Genomic DNA, 20,419 nt, shown 5'->3' with positions numbered 1-20,419 from the left:
GGGTTTTCGGTGTCTACTCGGCATCCGAACAACCGTCCTTTAGTGCCGTCTTGTCCGTATTTGTCGACGAGCGTGTAACAGCGGTTACAGGGCCGTCCAGTGGCGGGAATCTGGAGATCATGACCCACAACACCCCGCTCTCCCCCCGCCCCCTCCACCACCTCAGCGACATCCACCGCCGGGTGCTGACCGCGGCACAGCTGCGCAAGCACGGCGTCCCGGCGGCCGAGCTGACCGAGCGGTGCCGCCCCGGCGGCCCCTGGCAGCAGCTGCTGCCGGGCGTGGTGCTGCTGCGCTCCGGGCCGCCCACGAGCGAGGAGCGCCTGCACGCGACGCTGCTGTACGCGGCCCGCGTCCCGGGTACGGGCGTGCCGCCGCAGCCCAGCCCCGAAGGGCCGCACGGCCCCGTGTACGCCGAGGCGATGATCACCGGGCTGGCCGCGCTGGCCCTGCACGGCTTCGCCTCGACGCCCCCGCTGCCGGGCCTGGACCGCATCGACGTGCTGGTCCCGCGCGCGCGGCGGCTGCGCTCCACGGACGCGGTGCGCATCGTCCGCACGCCGGTCATGCCCACCCCGCAGCAGGTGACCGGCCTGCCGGTGGCGCCGGTGCCGCGGGCCGTGGCGGACGCGGTCGCGGACCTCGCGGAGGCGCACGAGGTGCGTCCGCTGCTGTCCGAGGCGGTCCGCGCCGGCCACTGCGAGCCCACCGCCGTGGTCCGCGAGCTGCACCAGGCCAGGCTGCTGGGCCGGCCGCACGTGGTGGACGCGGTGGACTCGCTGCTGGCCGAGGGCAGGGCCCTCGCCGAGGACCGCCTGTACCGGATGGTGCGGGAGCACGGCCTGCCGGACCCCGTGTGGAACGTGGACCTGCGGCTGCCCGGCGGCCCGCACCTCGGCGGCCTGGACGCCTACTGGCCCGACGAGGCGGTGGCGGTGGAGCTGGACACCCGGGCCGCGCGCCAGGACGAGGACGCGCTCTGGTCGGAGTACGCGCGCAAGCGTGAGCATCTGGAGCGCCTCGGCATCACGGTCGTGCACATCTCCCCGAGGAAGCTCCGGGAGTCGCTGGACCAGCAGGCGGCGGTGGTCCGCACCGCACTGATGGCGGCCGGCGACCGGCCCCCGGCCGCCCACGTCCTGGTCCTGCCCCGGTGATCGGGCCGAGCGAGACCGGCTGCGGTTGGACCAGCCCCGCTGCCGCCGCAGCCGGCCGACGGCCCGTCACGACACCGTTGAAACGGTGGCTAACAGAATTCCCCCTCCAGCACGGCGTCCATGTTCCCGGCCCAGTCCCCGTTGAAGTTGACCGCCAGCGCGTGCCGGCCGTCGGCCGTCGTCACCGCCGAGGAGCCGGAGCCGTGGATGCCCCCGTCGTGCCCCCAGACGTGGACGCCGCAGGACAGGGTGCGGTCCATGAGGCCGAGGCCGTAGCCCGTGTTCGGCGTGCCGCCGGCCTCGACCGTGGTCTTCATCTCCTTCAGCTGCCGCACGGGCAGCAAATCGCCGCGGAGCAGGGCCCGGTAGAACCGGATCAGGTCGGCCGAGTCGGAGATCATCTCGCCCGCGGAGGACGCGATGGACGGGTTCAGCCGCGTGACGTCGTACGAGGGGCCCGTCGTGGTCTGCGCGAGCTTCGAGTAGGCGCGGCTGCTCGGCCGCGGGAGGGTGACCCGGGTGCCCGGCACCGAGGTGCCCTTGAGCTTCAGCGGGCGGATGATCCGCCGGTCGATCTCCTCGGCGTAGGGGCGGCCCGTCACCCGCTCGATCACCATGCCCGCCAGGACGTAGTTGGTGTTCGAGTAGTTCCAGGACGTGCCCGGCGCGAAGTCCGGCCGGTGGCGCATGGCGATCCCCACCAGCTCGCCCGGGGTCAGGGTGTCGTAACGGTGCCGGAAGAAGCCGTCCTTGAGGAAGTAGGTGCGGCCGAAGGTGTCGTCGGCCGTGTAGTTGTAGATGCCGCTGGTGTGGTTCAGGAGCATGCGCAGGGTGATCCCGCGGCCGTCGTGGCCGTGGCCGCGCACCACCCCGGGCAGCCAGGTGTCCACCGGGTCGTCCAGCGACACCCGGCCCTCGGCGTCCAGTTGGAGCAGAACGGTGGCGACGAAGGTCTTGGTGATGCTGCCGACGCGGTAGCGGTCGGCGGCGGAGCGCGGTGCGCCGGTGCGGGTGTCGCCGACGCCCGCCGTCGCCGACCAGGCGCCGTGGGCGTCCCGGACCCCCGCGGTGACGCCGGGCACGCCGTCGGCGACCGCGGCCTCGATGGCCCGGCGGGTGGCCGCGTGGCCGTCGGCTCCCCCGGCGGGCCCGGCCGCCAGCGCCGGTCCCGCGAGCGCCGACGACAGCACCACGACCGTCGCTCCCACCACTGCCGTACGTACGGACATGTCGTTCCCCCTACCTGCTGGGCTCGTTGAGCTGGATCGCGGGGAGGGACACCGAGGCGGTGGCGGAGGTTGCCTCGCCGTGGACCGGTTGAGCGCGTTCCGGCCCTTGTGGCTCAGCCCTTCTTCAGCACCAGCTCCGTGTTGCGGTCGGCCGCGGAGCCCGCGAGCGTCCTGTTGGCGCCGGGGGCGTTGAAGGACAGTTCACGATAGAGGGTGGCCAGGCCGGTCTGGGACAGGTCCGCATAGTCGGACCGGTGCGGTGCGGCGGACTCGACGAGCGTGGTGAACAGCGACAGGGTGCCGTCCTTGTTGTCCACCAGCTCCATCACGCGGGCGAGTTGGGGATGGTCGACGTGCGAGGCGGTGGAGATCTCCCAGAAGGAGCGGCGGCCGGCGGCGGCGTGCGGGGTGATGGCGTTGCGGTGGATGTGCCCGTTCACCCAGGCCAGCACGTTGGCGTGGCGCGTGAGGACGGAGACGACCGCGGCGCCGTCGTGCCGGCGCTCGCCGGGGCGGTCCGGATCGGGGCGGGCGTTGTCCATCGACCCGCTGGTGTGGTGGCTGAAGACGATCGCGTACGCGTCCTCGTTGTCCCGCAGGGTCTTGTCCAGCCAGTTCAACTGGGCGGTGCCGATGGAGCCTTCGTAGTGGCCGCCCGGGTCGGTGGTGTCCAGGCTGATGCCGATCACGTCGTCGGTGATGCGGAACGTGTAGTACTGGGTGCCGGCGTCCACGTTGGCCGACGAGTAACCGTGGCCGACCGGCCCGGATCCGGTGTGCGCCGGGTCGAGATGGGCCTTGAGGTACTCGGCCGGGGTGTACGGGGCGCGCTTCTCGTCGGGTGTGATGGACCGCAGGTCCCGCGCGTGTGCCTTGAGCAGGTCCCGGAAGCCCGCGCCGTGCGGGTCGGTGGCGTTCTTGATGGTGTCCTGGAGCTTCTTCGCCTCGGCCGCGTCCAGGCTCATCAGCTTCCTGCCGCCGACCGCGTACTCGGTGAGATAGGGGTCGCCGTGGGAGCCGTAGCAGCCGAGCGGCAGGGAGTCGTGGTTGCCGACCGTGGAGTACCAGGGCAGCTTCAGGCCGGGGCTGCGCACCGCACGGACCGCGGCCGCCAGATAGCCCTCCAGCCGCGGGAATCCGAACGCCTTGTCCCGGTCGCGGAGCGCCGAGTCGGGCTGCCAGAACATCTTGAGGCCGCTGTTCTGGACGCCTTCGTAGTGCCGCGGATCACCGGAGTTGGGGGTGATGGTGCCGCCGCTCATCACCTTCATGAACCACTCCAGTTCGGAGTGGGCGTTGTTGTCGGTGTTGTCGCCGGTGGTCATGACGCAGTGCAGCGGCGACCCGGTGACCGGCGCGCCGCGCAGCGCGTTGACCCGCTCGACCAGCGAGACGGCGCCCGGCACGGTCAGCGCCTCGTGCGGGCGCCAGGCGTGCGGGTCGGTGGAGCGCAGGAACTCCAGCCGCAGCGGGTGCTGGACGTCCATCAGATGCAGATCGGTGAGCTGCACGAACGCGGCGAGCGGGGTACGGCGGTCCGCGCGGCCGGACTTGGGCGCGGCCAGTTCGTCGCGCACCACCCGCGGCCAGCCGGGCCCGTCGCCGAGGCGCCGGTAGCCGGAGCCGCCCCGCGGGGCGGCGACGGTGTCCACGGTGGTGCCTCTGGTGTAGGGGGCGAGGGGCGGCGCGGGCGCCTTCCGGGAGGAGGCGGGGGGCGCCTCGGAGCCGGTGGCGGCCTGGCTGTCGGTGGGGCGCAGGGCGTAACCGACGCCCGCGGACAGGGACACCGCTCCGACGGCGGCGAGGACGGTACGGCGGTTGACCCCCAGAGCGGAGGTGACGACAGAGCGTGTGCGCGACATGGCGCGATCTCCCCGAGTGCGAACGCGTCGGCAGTGGTCGCGGGCGATCGCCATTGCGAACATCCCGCTCTCTCTGGATCGTTGGCACCGGGGGTGACCTGCGCGTGAACGAGGCGGCAACGTGCGGCGCCGATCACCGTACGTGGATCACCGCGTACGGTGCGCGGTCATGTGACGGACCGCGGGCGGCCCGCGGCCGGTCACTCCGGGTTCATCTGCGGGGGTAGGGGACGGCCGCCGGGCGCCGCCTGGGGCCGTCCCACGGCCGGGCGTTCGCGCCACAGCCGCAGCGCGGCGTCGACGAGCGGCACCCGATTCAGGCCGGCCACCGCGGACAGCTCCTGCCAGGCGGCCAGGTCCGTGGAGCCGTTGACCTCGTTGCGCAGTTCGCCGCCGGTGATCCGGCCCTCGTAGACGAGCCGTACGCCGTGGTGGTCGACGGTGCGGCCGAAGCGGTGCGGCACAGTCCGGCGCAGCGAGTCCACGCCGAGCAGTGCGGTCACCTCGATGCGGTAGCCGGTCTCCTCGCGCACCTCGCGGCGCACCGTGTCGTAGGGGTCCTCGCCGTGCTCCATGCCGCCGCCGGGCAGCACCCACTCGGGCGGACCCGCGGGGGCGGGCGAGCGGGCGAGCAGGATCTGTCCGTCGCGGACGCACACGGCGTAGGCCGCCACCCGAAGTCTGTTGCGCACGGGCCGACGTTAGCCGTGGCACCCCCGGTCCGGGAACGGGGCGGCGGGCCGGGCGACGGGGCGACGGCATTCCGCCGGTGCACGCGTTAACGATCTCGAAACAATCGGCGAAAGATCGCCCTTTGGACACCTAAGTCCCCCATGGCGTATGGCGGATGTACGCCATACCTCCCTCACGCCACGGTCAACTCTCCCCAAAGTTCTCACCTTTGGGTAAAGCTGAGCGATCGTCCGGCACCGAAATCCGGACTGCCGTGCTCAACGTTCCTTTACCTACAAGGGATGCCGATGACCCTCTCCCCCAAGAGCGACCCGATACCGGGCGCGAGACGCGTGGCCCGCATCGCCGTGGCCGCGGGTCTGGTGGCCGCGCTCTCCGCGGCCGGCCCGATACCCCTGGCCTTCGCCGCGACCACCACCGCGGCGACGGCCGACCCCGGCGTCAAACCCGCCCACGACAAGCTGGGTTCGGACGACGCCGACCTGCTCGCCGAGGCCAGGGCGGCCGGCGAGAAGAACGTCACGATGATGATCGCCACCGCGCCCGGCCGGACCGCGCAGGTCGCCGAGCAGTTGGACGCGGTCAAGGGCGGCTCCGTCGGCCGCACCTACGACGAGCTGGGCTACGTCCGTGCCACCGTCCCGACCGGTAAGGCGGACGCGGCCATCGCCGCCGCCGCCGAACTCTCCTCGGTGCACGCCATCGACCTGCGCCAGGAGATCCCGCTCGACGACCCGACGCCCGCCGGGGACACCGCAGGCAAGGCCGGGTCCGCCACGACGGCGAAGACCTATCCGGCACCGGGCAGGAAAACCCCCGCCGAGAACCCGTACAACCCGTCCTTCGAGACGGGCGCCGTCGACTTCGTGAAGAAGAACCCGAAGGCGGACGGCCGCGGCGTCACCATCGGCATCCTCGACTCCGGCGTCGACCTCGGCCACCCGGCGCTGCAGAAGACCACCACCGGCGAGCGGAAGATCGTCGACTGGGTGACGGCCACCGACCCGATCGTGGACAGCGACCAGACCTGGCGGCCGATGGTCAGCGCCGTCTCCGGGCCGTCGTTCGGCTACGACGGCCAGAACTGGACGGCCCCGGCGGGTTCCTACCAGATCAACCTCTTCCGGGAGTCCGCCACCACGGGCGGCGACGCGAAGGGCGACGCCAACCGGGACGGCGACACCACCGACTCCTGGGGCGTGCTCTACGACCCCGCGGCGGGCACGGTCCGGGTCGACCTGAACAACAACAACGACTTCGGCGACGACACGCCGATGAAGCCGTACAAGGACGGCCACCAGGTCGGCTACTTCGGCACCGACGACCCGAAGACCGACGTGGTCGAGCGGCAGCCGTTCGTCGTGCAGATCCGCAAGGACGTGCCGATGGATCCCTACGGCGGGTCCTGGGTCGGCAAGAAGGCCGACTTCGTCAACATCGGCGTCATCGAGTCGGAGCACGGCACGCACGTCGCCGGCATCACCTCCGCCAACGGACTGTTCGGCGGGAAGATGAACGGCGCCGCACCCGGCGCGAAGATCGTCTCCTCCCGCGCCTGCACCTGGAGCGGCGGCTGCACCAACGTCGCGCTCACCGAGGGCATGATCGACCTCGTGGCCAACCGCGGCGTCGACATCGTCAACATGTCGATCGGCGGCCTGCCGGCCCTCAACGACGGCAACAACGCGCGCACCGAGCTGTACACGCGGCTCATCGACACCTACGGCGTGCAGCTCATCATCTCCGCGGGCAACTCGGGCCCCGGCGCCAACACGATCGGCGACCCGGGCCTGGCCGACAAGGTGATCTCGGTCGGCGCCAGCATCTCCAAGGCGACCTGGGCCGCCAACTACGGCTCCCAGGTGGAGAAGAAGTACGCGATGATGCCCTTCTCCTCCCGCGGACCGCGCGAGGACGGCGGCTTCACCCCGACCCTGACCGCGCCCGGCGCCGCGATCAACACCACCCAGACCTGGCTGCCCGGCGGCCCCGTAGCCGAGGCAGGCTACTCCCTGCCGGCCGGATACTCGATGCTCCAGGGCACCTCGATGGCCTCCCCGCAGGCGGCCGGCGCGAGCGCCCTGCTGCTGAGCGCCGCGAAACAGCGGCACATCGACCTCACCCCGGCGACGCTGCGCACCGCCCTCACCTCGACCGCCGACCACATCAAGGGTGCGCAGGCGTACGAGGAGGGCGCGGGCCTGATCAACATCGTCGACGCGTGGAAGGCCGTCCGGAAGGGCGCGAGCGCCCATGACTACACGGTCAAGGCGCCGGTCGACACCGCGATCGACTTCGCGCTGAAGACGCCGGGCTTCGGCACCGGCCTGTACGACCGCGAGGGCGGGCTGAAGGCCGGGCAGAAGAAGACGTACGACGTCACGATCACCCGTACCTCCGGCGCGGACAAGGCGATCCGGCACGAGCTGCACATCGAGAACAACGCCGGTGACACCTTCCGGATCGTCGGCTCGGACCGGGTGAGGCTGCCGCTGAACCAGCCGGTGACCGTCAAGGTCCAGGCCGCCCCGAGGTCCGCGGGCCTCAAGAGCGCGATCCTGGAGGTCGACGACCCGAAGACGCAGGGCGTCGACAAGCAGATCCTCACCACGGTCGTGGTCGCGGCGCCGGTCGACTACACCTACTCCGCGTCGGGTTCGGTGCAGCGCAACAGCACGCAGTCGTACTTCCTGACGGTCCCCGAGGGCGCCAAGTCCCTGGAGGTCGCGATCGGCGGGCTGAAGGACAAGAGCCAGACCCGGTTCATCTCCGTCCACCCGTACGGCGTTCCGGTCGACGAGACCTCGACGCCGTACTGCTACAACAACTATCTGAACGGCAACGGCTGCCGGCCCGACGTACGCTCGTACGCCGACCCGCAGGCCGGGGTCTGGGAGGTCGAGGTCGAGTCGCGCCGCACCTCACCGCTGCTCGACAACCCGTACAAGCTGGACGTCACCGTCCTCGGCGCGGCCTTCGACCCGGCGACCGTGACCGTGCCCGAGGCTAAGGTCGGCGTCCCGGCCACCGCCTCCTGGAAGGTCACCAACCGGTTCGCCGCCCTGGACGGCAAGCTGGTCGGCGGTCCGCTCGGCTCCGCGAAGTCCGACCGGCCCGCCATCGAGGAGGGCGAGAGCGCGATCACCGAGGTGACCGTGCCGGAGGGCGCCCAGTCCCTGGACGTCGCCATCGGCAATGTCTCCGACACCGCCGCCGACCTGGACCTGACCGTGTACGACGCCGACGGCAACCAGGTCGCCCAGTCCGCGGAAGGCGACTCGGAGGAGGCGGTCTCCATCGCCGAACCGGCCGCGGGCACCTACACCGTCGAGGTCTACGGCTACTCGGTGCCTGCGGGCTCCGCCGACTACGACTACCGGGACGTGTTCTTCGCCGCCACGCTCGGCACCGTCACGGTCGACACGACGACGCCGGTCAAGCTCGGCACGGGCGCATCGGCCACGGTGACCGGACAGGTCACGGCCGCCGCGCCGCCCCCGGAGGGGCGCGACTTCTTCGGCCGGGTGCAGCTGGTGAACGCGCGCGGCACGGTCGCGGGCGCCGGCAGCGTGCAGATCGGGAAGGTCACGCCGTGACGTCATGACGTCGTGGGCACCGTGTCACGGTGCCGCGGTGGGCAGGGGGCGGGCGGCCCGGCGGGCGCCCGCCCCTTCGCCGTGTCTCACGGGCACCCGGCGGCGGGCGTGACCGCCAGGCCCCGTTCGACGCTCGTGCGTTGCTCCGCGATCTCCCGCCCGTCCGTCACCCACAGGTCGGGCGCGTCGGCGCCGCGCGGGACGGCCAGCAGGACGTGCTCGCCCGGACGCGGCGCGACGGCCCCGTCCGTCACCACGGTGACCTCGGCCTCGCCTCGCTCGGGCCGGTAGTAGCGGGTCACGCGCAGGGTGACCCGCTCCGAGGCGGTGCCGGGCACCGCCTCGACGTCGACCACATCGCCCTCGACCACGAGCCGGGCGCACACCGCCGGGTAGGCCGAGCCGCTGTCGGACTGACTGTCGGAACGGCTGTCGGAACGGCTCTCGGCCTTGGCCGCGCTGTCGTCGGCGCCCGCCGAGAGGCCGGTGCCGGGCCGGGCCAGCAGCCAGCCCAGGCCGGCCAGGACGGTCACCGCGCAGGCCACGGCCAGGGCGCCGAAGACGAGGGCAGGGAGGCGGCGCCGGGTGCGCTGAGGCCGCGGCGTGCGCGGCGGCGCGGGGCTCTCGGCCGGGGCGGGCGCCGCGAGCGCGTCCCCGATGATCCTCAGCTGCTCCCGCAGCAGCGCGACATCGGCCTGTGCGGAGCGGTGCTCGGCCACGGCCCGGGGGTCCGTGCCGGCCGTCTCCGGGCCCGCCTCGCCGGTGATCGCGGCCAGCAGCGCGTCGGTGCCGTCGTGCGGATCGTGCTCGGCGGTCATGTCACACCACCTCGTCCTCGTGCAGGCGGGCGCGCAGGGCCCGGACCGCCGTGTGCAGCCTGCTCTTGACCGTGCCCTCGGGGATGCCGAGTTCCCGGGCGATCCCGCGCACCGGAAGATCGGCGTAGAACCGCAGGACGAGGACCTGACGCTGGGCGTCGGGCAGGTCGTCCAGGCCCTGGGCGACGGCGAGGGAGAGCAGGCTGGTCTCCTCGCCGGAGGGGTGGTCCGCCTGCCGGAGCGAGGCCAGCCGTTCGCCGAGCCGTTCCTGGCGCCGCTTGGCCCGGTGCCAGTCCATGGCCAGGTTGGAGGCCACGACCGCCGCCCACGCGGACACATCGCGCGGCGCCTCCTCGCCCTTCGCGGCCCGCTCCAGCAGCCGCAGGCGGACCTGCTGCACCCCGTCCGGCAGGTCCGCCTGCGGTACGCCGCCCAGTGCCAGCACCGCCCGCACCCGGCGTTCCTGGGCCGCGTCCAGCGGATCGTCGCCCCGGCCGGCGATCGGCTCCGGGCCGCGCCGGGCCCTTCTGCGCAGCACAAGCCACCCCCCTCACCACGTTTCTCCTACGACGCCGCGGGCGGCCGGAACGTTCGGGGAATTCTCCGGGCGGGTGGAGGCGTACGTCACACCGCCGTGTGGCGGCGTCGGCGGTGGGCAGCGGGGAGGCAGCACAGCTTGCGGCGCAACGGCATCCGCGGGGGAATTTCTCCAGTTCAACGGGGGTGTGAACGGAACACACCGGGTCGGCCGCCGGGCGCGGGCGGCCCGGTCGTCGGCCGTGCCCGGCAAAGAATTGGACATGCGGACCGGGCCGGGCCGCATGATGGAAAGGCCTCCGCCGGGCCGTACCTGCGGGCAGCGCCCGCAGCACACAGGCGGAACACAGCGGAACACAACGGAACACGCGGACAGCACAACGTAGAGGGAGTCGCCGTGAGGGTCGGAATCGTCGGAGCCACCGGACAGGTCGGCACGGTCATGCGCAGGATCCTCACCGAACGGAACTTCCCGGTGGACGAACTGCGCCTGTTCGCCTCCGCCCGTTCCGCCGGGACGGTCCTCGACGGCGTGCCCGTGGAGGACGCGGCGACCGCCGACTACACCGGCCTGGACATCGTCCTGTTCTCCGCGGGCGGCGCCACCTCCCGGGCGCTGGCCGAGAAGGTCGCCGCCCAGGGCGCCGTCGTGATCGACAACTCCTCGGCCTGGCGGCGGGATGCGGACGTGCCCCTGGTGGTCTCCGAGGTGAACCCGCACGCGGTCGCGGACCGGCCCAAGGGCATCATCGCCAACCCGAACTGCACGACGATGGCCGCGATGCCGGTCCTCAAGCCGCTGCACCGGGAGGCGGGCCTGGAGGCGCTGGTCGTCGCCACCTACCAGGCGGTCTCCGGCTCGGGCCTCGCGGGCGTGGCGGAGCTGCACGGGCAGGCCCAGAAGGTGGTGGCCGAGGCGGACCGGCTCACCCACGACGGCTCGGCCGTCGTCTTCCCGGAACCGCAGGTCTACAAGCGCCCCATCGCCTTCAACGTGCTGCCCTTCGCGGGCAACCTCGTCGACGACGGCCTGAACGAGACCGACGAGGAGCAGAAGCTGCGCAACGAGTCCCGCAAGATCCTGGAGATCCCCGGCCTGAAGGTCTCCGGCACCTGTGTCCGCGTCCCGGTCTTCTCCGGCCACTCCCTCCAGGTCAACGCGCGCTTCGCGCGTCCGCTGTCCCCGGAGCGGGCCACGGAGCTGCTCGCCGAGGCGCCGGGCGTGGCCCTCACCGACATCCCGACCCCGCTCCAGGCGGCCGGCCAGGACCCGTCGTACGTCGGCCGCATCCGCCGCGACGAGACGGTGGACAACGGCCTGGCCCTGTTCGTGTCCAACGACAACCTGCGCAAGGGCGCGGCCCTGAACGCCGTCCAGATCGCGGAACTGGTCGCCGCCGAGCTGACGGCCTGACCCCACACGAGGGTGCGCCCACCGCGTGGGCGCACCCTCGTGTGGTTCACAGGGCGAGGTGCCTGCGCAGGGCCACGTCGATCTCCGCCATGTGCTGCCGGGGCACCGATCCGATCGGCCGCAGCAGCCGTTCCAGGGCGAGCGCACGCACCTGCTCGCACTGCACCTTGGAGTCCTTGGGAAGACCGCATTCGTCGGCGGGAAGCAGCACCTGGAACGGATGGACGCGAGCCGTGTTCGACGTCAGAGGAACCAGCGTGACGACGCCACGGCCCGTTCGTTCGACCGCCGCGTTGGCGCCGTCGTTCGAGACGATCACGGCCGGACGCGCCTTGTTCGCCCCGCTGCCCCGTGCCGGCTCGTAGTCGACCAGGTAGATGTCACCGCGCTTCATCGCTCAGCCCGTCCCCCGAGAACCGGTCCCAGAACTCCGCGTCCTCGCTGCCGTCCCACTCGGCGAACGCCTCCGCGTACTCCTCAACCTCCGGGTCACGTCGTCATGCCCCCAGTCCGGCGCGCGTCCGTCCCGGTCACCGGCGGGATCCGGACATCGCGTTCCGTGGACGACCCGTGGAAGGATGGTGCAACGCACACATAACGAGGAGATGACCGCGTGCCTGGCACAAACCTGACTCGCGAAGAGGCTCAGCAGCGGGCGAAGCTGCTCACCGTTGACTCGTACGAGGTCGATCTCGACCTCTCCGGGGCGCAGAGTGGGGGAGGTACCTACCGGTCCGTGACCACGGTGCGCTTCGACGTCGCCGAACAGGGCGCCGAGTCCTTCATCGACCTGGTGGCCCCCACGGTCCACGAGGTGACACTGAACGGCGACCCGCTCGACCCGGCCGAGGTCTTCGCCGACTCCCGGATCGCCCTACCCGGCCTGCTGACGGGCCGCAACGTGCTGCGGGTCGTGGCCGACTGCGCGTACACGAACACCGGCGAGGGACTGCACCGCTTCGTCGACCCGGTCGACGAGCAGGCGTACCTGTACACCCAGTTCGAGGTGCCGGACGCCCGCCGGGTCTTCGCCTCGTTCGAGCAGCCGGACCTGAAGGCGACCTTCCAGTTCACCGTGAAGGCGCCGACGGGCTGGACCGTCATCTCCAACTCGCCGACGCCCGAGCCCAAGGACGACGTCTGGGTCTTCGCGCCGACGCCGCGCATCTCGACGTACATCACCGCGCTGATCGCCGGCCCGTACCACTCCGTGCACAGCATGTACGAGAAGGACGGCCGGAGCGTGCCCCTCGGCATCTACTGCCGTCCCTCGCTCGCCGAGTTCCTGGACTCGGACGCGATCTTCGAGGTGACCCGGCAGGGCTTCGAGTGGTTCCAGGAGAAGTTCGACTACGCGTACCCGTTCGAGAAGTACGACCAGCTCTTCGTGCCGGAGTTCAACGCGGGCGCGATGGAGAACGCGGGCGCGGTCACCATCCGGGACCAGTACGTCTTCCGGTCCAAGGTGACCGACGCGGCCTACGAGATGCGGGCCGAGACCATCCTGCACGAGCTGGCCCACATGTGGTTCGGCGACCTGGTCACCATGGAGTGGTGGAACGACCTGTGGCTGAACGAGTCGTTCGCCACCTACACCTCCATCGCCTGCCAGGCCCACGCACCGGACTCCCGGTGGCCGCACGCGTGGACCACCTTCGCCAACTCCATGAAGACATGGGCCTACCGGCAGGACCAGCTGCCCTCCACGCATCCGATCATGGCCGAGATCCGCGACCTGGACGACGTGCTCGTCAACTTCGACGGCATCACGTACGCCAAGGGCGCCAGCGTGCTCAAGCAGCTCGTCGCATACGTCGGCATGGACGAGTTCTTCACGGGCGTGCAGGCCTATTTCAAGCGCCACGCGTACGGCAACACGCGCCTGTCCGACCTGCTGGGCGCCCTGGAGGAGACCTCCGGCCGCGATCTGAAGACCTGGTCGAAGAAGTGGCTGGAGACGGCCGGCATCAACATCCTGCGGCCGGAGATCGAGACGGACGCCGACGGCGTCATCACGTCGTTCGCGATCCGCCAGGAGGCCCCTGCGCTGCCCGCCGGCGCCAAGGGCGAGCCTACGCTGCGCCCGCACCGCATCGCGGTCGGCCTGTACGAACTCGACGAGGCGAGCGGCAAGCTGGTGCGGGACGACCGGATCGAGCTGGACGTGGACGGCGCGCTGACGGCCGTACCGCAGCTGACCGGGCGGCGCCGCCCGGCCGTGATCCTGCTCAACGACGACGACCTGTCGTACGCGAAGGTCCGGCTGGACGAGGCGTCCCTCGCCTTCGTCACCGACCGCCTCGGCGACTTCGCGTCCTCGCTGCCCCGCGCCCTGTGCTGGGCATCGGCCTGGGACATGACCCGGGACGCGGAGCTGGCCACCCGCGACTACCTGTCCCTGGTGCTGTCCGGCATCGGCAAGGAGTCCGACATCGGCGTGGTGCAGTCGCTCCAGCGGCAGGTGAAGCTGGCGATCGAGCAGTACGCCGACCCCGCCGCCCGGGAGGCGCTGCTCACCCGCTGGACGGACGCCACGCTGGCGCATCTGCGCTCCGCCGCGCCGGGCAGTGACCACCAGCTGGCCTGGGCCCGGGCGTTCGCGGCGACCGCGCGGACGCCGGAGCAGCTGGACCTGCTGGAGAGCCTGCTGGACGGCACGCACACCGTCGAGGGGCTGGCCGTGGACACGGACCTGCGCTGGGCGTTCGTGGAACGGCTTGCGGCGGTGGGGCGGTTCGACGAGGCGGAGATCGCGGGCGAGTACGAGCGGGACAGGACCGCGGCCGGCGAGCGACACGCGGCCACCGCGCGCGCGGCCCGTCCGACGCCGGAGGCCAAGGCGGAGGCGTGGGAGTCGGTCATCGGATCCGACAAGCTCCCGAACGCCGTCCAGGAGGCGGTGATCGGCGGCTTCGTGCAGAGCGATCAGCGTGAGCTGCTGGCGCCCTACACGGAGCGGTACTTCGAGGTCGTCAAGGACATCTGGGCGTCCCGCTCGCACGAGATGGCCCAGCAGATCGCGGTCGGTTTCTACCCGTCGATCCAGGTGTCCGAGGAGACCCTGCGCAGGACGGACGCCTGGCTCGCCTCGGCCGAGCCCAACGCGGCCCTGCGGCGCCTCGTCTCGGAGTCCCGCGCGGGCGTGCAACGGGCCCTGAACGCCCAGGCGGCGGACGCGGCAGCGACAACCGCGTAACCGCCGGCGGGCCGGGGGGTCGAGAGGCGCCGTGTGCGGCGCCCCTCGCCCCCCGGCCCGGCGCGTTCTCGCTCCTTCGGCGCGCGGCTCGCCGCTTCCGCGCTCCCGGCCCGGCGCGCTCTCGGGTCCTTCGGTGCGCGCTCCCGGCCCGGCGGTCGGGGCCGCCGACGGTTCTGACCGTGTACGTGCTCCTGCGAGGGGAGCCGGAGAAGGACACTCCGCGCGGCTCTCTCGGCCCCCGGCCGGCGCGTTCTCGGCGCTTCAGAGCCGCCCCGGCCGCGACCCGAAGGGGCCGTCCCGGGGCACCCTCCCGGGCCATGCGCGACCCGCTCCCGGCTCGCCGCCCTCCCGCTCCCGGCCCGGCGCGGCACGTCCTCGGCTGTTCTGCGGCGGTGGTTCGGGCGGGCTCGGCTGTTGAGGGAGGCCGCTCGCTCGACGGCGCCGGCCGGTCCTACCGTTGCGGTCTCGAAGCCGCCGCGTCCAGCGGGTCCCTCCGGCCGCTGCCTTCGGTGGATGCGAACGGTCGACGCCTCGGTGGGCGTGTGCCCGTCTGGCCGGCCACCGTTGCCGTGAACGCCAGGGCCATTCCCGCCAGTTGGACCGGGGTCAGGGCCTCGTCCAGGGCCGCCCAGCCGATGACCGCCGCGGTGAGGGGGGACAGCGGGCCGAGGAAGGTGACCTGGGTGGCGGTGAGCCGACCGATGCCGCGGAACCACAGCCAGTAGGCGACCGCCGTGTTGGCCAGGGCGAGGTAGACGTAGCCGCCGACCGCCGGGCCGTCGAGCGCGGGCGGCGCGCCCTCGACGAGGAGCGCGACGGGCGCGATGAGCAGTCCGCCCGCGGTGAGCTGCCAGCCGGTGAGGGCGAGCGAGCCGACGCCCTCGGGGCGGCCCCAGCGCTTGGTCAGGACGGTGCCGGTGGACATCGAGGCGGCGGAGGCGAGCGCCGCGAGCACGCCGACGGGGTCGAGGGCGCCGACCGCCCGCAGCACGACCAGGCTGACACCGACGGCGGCGGCGACCCCGGTGAGCAGCGTGCGCATGGTGGGCCGCTGCCCCAGCAGGGGTGCGGACAGGGCGACGACGAACAGCGGGCCCACGGAGCCGACGACGGCGGCAAGGCCCCCCGGCAGCCGGTAAGCCGACAGGAACAGCAGCGGGAAGAACGCGCCGATGTTGAGGGCCCCGAGTACGGCCGCCTTCCACCACCACGCGCCATGGGGTCGCACCCGGGCGAGCGCGAGCAGGAGGAGACCCGCGGGCAGCGCCCGCATCAGGCCGGTGAACAGCGGCCGGTCGGGCGGCAGGAACTCCGTGGTGACGACGTAGGTGGTACCCCAGGAGACGGGGGCGAGGGCGGTGAGCGCTATGAGCGCCGGGCGGCTGGCGGGCATGGGGTGGCACCCTTCGGGCGAGGACGGACGGCTGACGACGACACGAGTGGCTTGGCGCTAAGTAGCTTAGCTCTAAGCCACTTAGCGTCAAGCCACCTTGCGGTCGACCGGGGCCCGGCCGATAATCCCGTAATGACTGCGCAGCGCAATGACCCCGTCGACGCGATCATCGACCAGTGGGCGCGGGTGCGGCCCGACCTCGACACCGCGGGGATGGAGGTCTTCGGCCGGATCTTCCGCCTCTCCCGCGCCATGGGCGACCGGATGGAGAAGGCGTACGCGCGGTTCGGGATCTCGCGCGGCGAGTTCGACGTGCTGGCCACCCTGCGCCGCACCGGCGAGCCCTACACCCTCTCGCCCCGCCGGCTCTCGGCCACCCTCATGCTCACCACCGGCGGGATGACCGGCCGGCTGGACAAACTGGAGCGGGCCGGGCTGCTGCGCCGCTCCCCCGACCCGCACGACCGGCGTGGCCTACAGGTGACGCTCACGGACAAGGGGCTGCGGCTGATCGACGAGGCGGTCGGCGCGGGCCTGGCGGAACAGACGAACGCCCTGTCCGCCCTCGACCCCGAACGGGCCGGTCAACTGGCCGACCTACTACGCGAACTGAGCGCTCCGCTGGGAGGGCCGTGATGGTACGTCGTCAGCCGCGGCGCCGTCGTGGCTGGGCGCGCACGCGCGGCGGAGGTGCGTCGTCAGCCGCGGCGCCGTCGTGGCTGGGCGCGTCGTTCCCCGCGCCCCTTTGGGGCGCACATCAGCTGATCGCGCCTGCGTAGAGCACCCCGCTGAAAGGGCCGTGATGGTACGTCGTCGGCTGCGGCGCCGTCGTGGCTGGGCGCGCCGTTCCCCGCGCCCCTTTGGGGCGCACTTCAGCTGATCGTGCCTGCGCAGAGCGCCCCGCGGGGAGGGCCGTGATGGTGCGGCGCCGTCGTGGCTGGGCGCGCCGGTCCCCGCGCCCCTTCGGGGGCGCGGGGTGGGGTGGGTCAGGCCTTTGCCTTGGTTTTTGTTACTCGGTGCTTCGACTTGTCCAGGACCATGACCAGCCCTGCGATGACCGCGAACAGCACGAGCGGGGCCAGCACGTAGAGGCCCAGCGTCTCGATGACGCTCAGGCCCGTGCCGGGGTCATCGCCGTCGTCGCGGGCGAGCGCGAGCGCGGGGGACGACATGAGCAGCATCATCAGCGTCGTACCGGCGGCCAGGGCGCCGGCGCGCAGGGCGTTCTTCTTGTCCACGGTGTCCACGGTGCAAAAGTAGCGAACGCCCGAACATGACCCGCGCCCGGGGTGCCGTAGCCGGTTCATGCGCCGGTGCGCAGGGTCTCCAGCAGGGCGTGCAGCCGGGGTGAGGCGGTCAGTTCCTCCAGGGTCACCGGGCGGCCGTCCGCGTCCGCGATGGGTAACCGCCAGTTCGGGTACTGGTCCCAGGTGCCCGGGACGTTCTGCGGGCGGCGGTCGCCGATGCCGTCCGGGAGCCAGACGCCGACCAGGCGGGCCGGGGTGCGCAGCAGGAAGCGGTGGACCGCCTGGATCCGTGCCTCCTCGGCGGCCGGCGAGCGGTCGCCCGACGTCCCCTGGAGCAGCCCGAGGCGGGCGAGCAGGTCCAGCCACTCCCCCGTGTCCGCGGCGGCGGCCGCCCGTTCCTGCGCCGCCGGGCGGGTCAGCAGGCCGAGGCGGTCGCGGAGTGCGACGTGCTCGCCGGTGAGCCGGGCGGCCGTGGGCGGCAGATCGTGGGTGGTGGCGGTGGCCAGGCAGTCGGCGCGCCAGCGGTCGGGCGGAAGGGGACGTCCGTCGCCCGTCCAGTCCCGTTCGAACCACAGCACCGACGTGCCGAGCAGGCCGTGCCGCTGAAGCGTCTCGCGCACGCCGGGCTCCACGGTGCCCAGGTCCTCGCCGATCACCACGGCCCCGGCCCGGGACGCCTCCAGGGCGAGCAGCGCAAGCATCGCCTCGGCGTCGTGACGAACGTAGGTGCCCTGCGTCGGCGGCTCGCCCTGCGGCACCCACCACAGCCGGAACAGGCCCATCACATGGTCGATGCGGACCGCGCCCGCGTAACGGAACAGGGCGCGCAGCAGCTGACGGTAGGGGGCGTGGCCGGAGCGGGCAAGGCGGTCCGGGCGCCAGGGCGGCAGGCCCCAGTCCTGGCCGAGGGCGTTGAAGGCGTCCGGCGGGGCGCCCACCGACATCCCGTCGGCGAAGTACTCCTGCTGGGCCCAGGCGTCGGCGCCCCGGGGGTGCACGCCGACCGCGAGGTCGTGCACGATCCCGACCGGCATGCCCGCCTCGCGGGCGGCGCGCTGGGCGGCGCCGAGCTGGGTGTCGGTGAGCCAGGCCAGCCAGCAGTGGAGGTCGACGCGGTCCATCAGGTCGGTGCGGGCCCGGGCGGTGCCGGACGAACGGGGGTCGCGCAGTTCGGGCGGCCAGGTGTGCCAGTCGGAGCCGTGCACCTCGGCGAGCGCGCACCAGGTGGCGTGGTCCTCCAGGGCGCGGCCCTCCCGGGCGAGGAAGTCGGCGTAGGCGGCCCGCCGGCCCGGCGCCAGGGGCACCTCCCGGACCAGTTCCAGTGCCTCGCGTTTGAGCTGCCGGACCGCGTCCCGGTCGATGAGCGCGCCCTGGTGCAGCACGGCGGCGCGCAGCCGGGCGGCCCGGTCGAGGAGTCCGCGGACGCGGTCGCGGTCCTCGACGTACGCGAACTCGGGTACGTCCTCCACCCGCAGGTGTACCGGGTCCGGGAAGCGACGGGAGGACGGCCGGTACGGGGAGGGGTCGGTCGGGCTGCCGGGTACGGCCGCGTGCAACGGGTTGACCTGCACGAATCCTGCGCCGGCCGTGCGTCCTGCCCAGCCGGCCAGCTCGCCCAGGTCCCCGAGGTCGCCCATGCCCCAGGACCGCCGGGACAGCAGCGAGTACAGCTGGACGAGGAGTCCGTAGGACCGTCCTGCGGGGGTGGGCAGCCGGACGGGGGCGACGATCAGATGGGCCTCGGTGGTACGGCCGTCGGGGGCGGCGGCGGTCACCCGGTGGACGCCGGCCGGCAGCCGGCCGGCGGTGGTGCCGGTCTCGCCCTGCTCGGTGTCGACGCGCAGCCGGGTGCCGGGCGGCAGGGCGTCCAGGGGACTCGGCGTGCCGGCCCAGTGCACGACCGTCGGCGGCAGCAGCCGGGTGCGCAGCTCGCGCTCACGGTCGGCGAGGGCGGCCCGGACCGCCCGCCCGGTGCCGGCATCGACGTCGAGCGCGGCCAGGGCGGCGACCACGGCGGAGGCGGAGGCGGCGACCGTACGGTCCGGGGCGGGGCGGTAGGAGGTGGCGACTCCATGCAGCTCGGCGAGCCGGCACAGCTCCTCGTCGAAAGCGGCGGCCGGCCCGGGCTCGGCCATCTACCGCACCGGGCCGATCGGGTCGGCGACCGCGTCGGACTCGCTGGTCAGCGCGGCCCCGTCGGTCAGGGGCGGCTCGCTGGTCAGGGGCTCGGCGTCGGGCAGCGGTGGCTCGCTGGTCAGCGGGGTCTCGGCGTGCGCGCCCTCCGCGCTGAACACGCAGGACTGGACGGCGTCGGGCTCGGCGGACGGCCCGGGCACGGGTTTGCAGGGGGCCGGGAGCGAGAGGTGAGCCGGTGCGGGCACGGCGTTCTCCTTGTCGGCTACGACGGTTTCGGCGGACAACGCCAGCCCTACCCAGCCGACGGGACGGCACTCTCCACGGCGGGTGGAGCAGGTGCCCCGGGGGAGCCGAGGGCACGCCCGGGGCCCCGTGGCCGGTGGTCGGCCACGGGGGTATGCGAAGGCCCGGATCCTCAGGCGGAAATGCCGTCGATCCGGGCCAAGGCGTCGTCCGCGCCGTACGGCTGCAAGTAGGGCAGCCAGCGCGGGTCCCTATGGCCGGTGCCGATGATGCGCCAGGCCAGGCCGGAGGGCGGAGCCGGTTTGTGGCGCAGCCGCCAGCCGATCTCGACCAGGTGACGGTCGGCCTTCACGTGGTTGCAGCGGCGGCAGGAGGCCACCACGTTGTCCCAGACGTGCTTGCCCCCGCGGCTGCGCGGGATGACGTGGTCGACGCTGGTTGCGACGCCACCGCAGTACATGCACCGGCCCCCGTCCCGGGCGAACAGCGCCCGACGGGTCAGAGGAACGGGCCCCCGGTAGGGAACCCGCACGAATCGCTTGAGCCGGACCACGCTGGGTGCGGGGACTGTGACGGTTGCGCTGTGCATGAAGGCGCCGGACTCCTCCAGGCAGACTGCCTTGTTTTCGAGGACGAGCACGAGCGCGCGGCGGAGCGGTACGACGCCGAGCGGCTCGTACGACGCGTTGAGGACCAGGACATGCGGCACGGATGCCTCCTTGTACGCCGGCGACGCGTGGCTCGCGCCGGGACGATCTGCAGCCAGTCTCCCCTCATGCCTGGTGAAAGCGCCACCATGTGCCGGTAACGGGCTGGGAGTGTTTTCGACCACACCTGGATTCATCCCCCGGATCACGGCCTGTTCAAGCCCGCGTGAGCCCGGTCTCTCCCGCGTACG

16 protein-coding genes are annotated in these 20,419 nt (G+C 72.7%); 5 read left to right on the top strand and 11 right to left on the bottom strand.

What is annotated here, in order from left to right; translation table 11 throughout:
• Positions 1 to 119: 119 nt before the first annotated feature.
• Positions 120 to 1,157, top strand: a complete 1,038-nt coding sequence (locus ACFYTE_RS20125) for a hypothetical protein (RefSeq protein WP_388711890.1) — start codon at positions 120 to 122, stop codon at positions 1,155 to 1,157.
• 89 nt (positions 1,158 to 1,246) lie between these two features.
• Here ACFYTE_RS20125 and ACFYTE_RS20120 read toward each other — a convergent pair whose 3' ends face one another.
• The 3 genes from ACFYTE_RS20120 to ACFYTE_RS20110 form a co-directional block, all read right to left on the bottom strand.
• Positions 1,247 to 2,386, bottom strand: coding sequence for a serine hydrolase domain-containing protein (locus ACFYTE_RS20120; RefSeq protein WP_388711887.1), 1,140 nt, complete (start codon positions 2,384 to 2,386; stop codon positions 1,247 to 1,249).
• Between the two features lie 113 nt (positions 2,387 to 2,499).
• Entirely contained in the window at positions 2,500 to 4,248 is a 1,749-nt protein-coding gene (locus ACFYTE_RS20115; protein WP_388711884.1) for a TIGR03767 family metallophosphoesterase, read from the bottom strand.
• Positions 4,249 to 4,448: 200 nt separating this feature from the next.
• Positions 4,449 to 4,940: an NUDIX hydrolase gene (locus ACFYTE_RS20110; protein WP_388711881.1), complete on the bottom strand. Its 492-nt coding sequence runs from the start codon at positions 4,938 to 4,940 to the stop codon at positions 4,449 to 4,451.
• A gap of 288 nt (positions 4,941 to 5,228) precedes the next feature.
• Between ACFYTE_RS20110 and ACFYTE_RS20105 the strand changes: the two genes are divergently transcribed.
• Positions 5,229 to 8,537 carry a S8 family serine peptidase gene (locus ACFYTE_RS20105; protein ID WP_388711878.1) on the top strand — a complete coding sequence of 1,103 codons (3,309 nt, stop codon included), beginning with the start codon at positions 5,229 to 5,231 and terminating at the stop codon, positions 8,535 to 8,537.
• A gap of 86 nt (positions 8,538 to 8,623) precedes the next feature.
• On the opposite strand, the gene ACFYTE_RS20100 is transcribed toward ACFYTE_RS20105, so the two are convergent.
• Both ACFYTE_RS20100 and ACFYTE_RS20095 read right to left on the bottom strand, forming a co-directional pair.
• The gene (locus tag ACFYTE_RS20100; protein WP_388711875.1) at positions 8,624 to 9,355 is read right to left on the bottom strand and encodes a hypothetical protein; all 732 of its coding nucleotides are present in this window, start codon (positions 9,353 to 9,355) and stop codon (positions 8,624 to 8,626) included.
• A 1-nt stretch (position 9,356) separates the two neighbouring features.
• A complete protein-coding gene (locus ACFYTE_RS20095) occupies positions 9,357 to 9,893 on the bottom strand; it encodes a sigma-70 family RNA polymerase sigma factor (protein ID WP_351730683.1) in 537 nt (178 codons plus the stop codon).
• Positions 9,894 to 10,289: 396 nt separating this feature from the next.
• Between ACFYTE_RS20095 and ACFYTE_RS20090 the strand changes: the two genes are divergently transcribed.
• Positions 10,290 to 11,306: an aspartate-semialdehyde dehydrogenase gene (locus ACFYTE_RS20090; protein ID WP_388711871.1), complete on the top strand. Its 1,017-nt coding sequence runs from the start codon at positions 10,290 to 10,292 to the stop codon at positions 11,304 to 11,306.
• A gap of 46 nt (positions 11,307 to 11,352) precedes the next feature.
• Here ACFYTE_RS20090 and ACFYTE_RS20085 read toward each other — a convergent pair whose 3' ends face one another.
• A complete protein-coding gene (locus ACFYTE_RS20085; protein ID WP_388711868.1) occupies positions 11,353 to 11,700 on the bottom strand; it encodes a type II toxin-antitoxin system PemK/MazF family toxin in 348 nt (115 codons plus the stop codon).
• Positions 11,701 to 11,919: 219 nt separating this feature from the next.
• On the opposite strand from ACFYTE_RS20085, the gene pepN reads away from it, so the two are divergent.
• Entirely contained in the window at positions 11,920 to 14,502 is a 2,583-nt protein-coding gene (gene pepN, locus ACFYTE_RS20080; protein ID WP_388711865.1) for an aminopeptidase N, read from the top strand.
• 451 nt (positions 14,503 to 14,953) lie between these two features.
• Here the strand turns inward: pepN and ACFYTE_RS20075 are convergent, their stop codons facing one another.
• On the bottom strand, positions 14,954 to 15,895 hold the full coding sequence (locus tag ACFYTE_RS20075) for an EamA family transporter (protein ID WP_388711862.1): 942 nt from the start codon (positions 15,893 to 15,895) through the stop codon (positions 14,954 to 14,956).
• A gap of 132 nt (positions 15,896 to 16,027) precedes the next feature.
• On the opposite strand from ACFYTE_RS20075, the gene ACFYTE_RS20070 reads away from it, so the two are divergent.
• A complete protein-coding gene (locus ACFYTE_RS20070) occupies positions 16,028 to 16,531 on the top strand; it encodes a MarR family winged helix-turn-helix transcriptional regulator (protein WP_388711859.1) in 504 nt (167 codons plus the stop codon).
• A gap of 350 nt (positions 16,532 to 16,881) precedes the next feature.
• Here ACFYTE_RS20070 and ACFYTE_RS20065 read toward each other — a convergent pair whose 3' ends face one another.
• The 4 genes from ACFYTE_RS20065 to ACFYTE_RS20050 all read right to left on the bottom strand — a co-directional run bounded on the left by ACFYTE_RS20065 (position 16,882) and on the right by ACFYTE_RS20050 (position 20,230).
• Entirely contained in the window at positions 16,882 to 17,133 is a 252-nt protein-coding gene (locus tag ACFYTE_RS20065; RefSeq protein WP_388712266.1) for a hypothetical protein, read from the bottom strand.
• A 65-nt stretch (positions 17,134 to 17,198) separates the two neighbouring features.
• The gene (malQ, locus tag ACFYTE_RS20060; protein WP_388711856.1) at positions 17,199 to 19,277 is read right to left on the bottom strand and encodes a 4-alpha-glucanotransferase; all 2,079 of its coding nucleotides are present in this window, start codon (positions 19,275 to 19,277) and stop codon (positions 17,199 to 17,201) included.
• Entirely contained in the window at positions 19,278 to 19,523 is a 246-nt protein-coding gene (locus tag ACFYTE_RS20055) for a hypothetical protein (protein ID WP_388711852.1), read from the bottom strand.
• Positions 19,524 to 19,693: 170 nt separating this feature from the next.
• A complete protein-coding gene (locus tag ACFYTE_RS20050; RefSeq protein WP_388711850.1) occupies positions 19,694 to 20,230 on the bottom strand; it encodes an HNH endonuclease in 537 nt (178 codons plus the stop codon).
• Between the last annotated feature and the right edge of the window lie 189 nt (positions 20,231 to 20,419).

It is taken from the genome of Streptomyces sp. NPDC004629 (assembly GCF_042873595.1).
Taxonomy (GTDB): Bacteria; Actinomycetota; Actinomycetes; order Streptomycetales; family Streptomycetaceae; genus Streptomyces.
This window is presented reverse-complemented; position numbering and strand designations above follow the sequence as displayed.

Excerpts from the sequence above, each read along its gene's own strand:
- malQ (WP_388711856.1), bottom strand. The coding sequence starts at position 19,277 with ATGGCCGAGCCCGGGCCGGCCGCCGCTTTCGACGAGGAGCTGTGCCGG.
- ACFYTE_RS20105 (WP_388711878.1), top strand. The coding sequence starts at position 5,229 with ATGACCCTCTCCCCCAAGAGCGACCCGATACCGGGCGCGAGACGCGTG.
- ACFYTE_RS20100 (WP_388711875.1), bottom strand. The coding sequence starts at position 9,355 with ATGACCGCCGAGCACGATCCGCACGACGGCACCGACGCGCTGCTGGCC.
- ACFYTE_RS20070 (WP_388711859.1), top strand. The coding sequence starts at position 16,028 with ATGACTGCGCAGCGCAATGACCCCGTCGACGCGATCATCGACCAGTGG.
- ACFYTE_RS20115 (WP_388711884.1), bottom strand. The coding sequence starts at position 4,248 with ATGTCGCGCACACGCTCTGTCGTCACCTCCGCTCTGGGGGTCAACCGC.
- ACFYTE_RS20085 (WP_388711868.1), bottom strand. The coding sequence starts at position 11,700 with ATGAAGCGCGGTGACATCTACCTGGTCGACTACGAGCCGGCACGGGGC.
- ACFYTE_RS20125 (WP_388711890.1), top strand. The coding sequence starts at position 120 with ATGACCCACAACACCCCGCTCTCCCCCCGCCCCCTCCACCACCTCAGC.
- ACFYTE_RS20120 (WP_388711887.1), bottom strand. The coding sequence starts at position 2,386 with ATGTCCGTACGTACGGCAGTGGTGGGAGCGACGGTCGTGGTGCTGTCG.
- ACFYTE_RS20075 (WP_388711862.1), bottom strand. The coding sequence starts at position 15,895 with ATGCCCGCCAGCCGCCCGGCGCTCATAGCGCTCACCGCCCTCGCCCCC.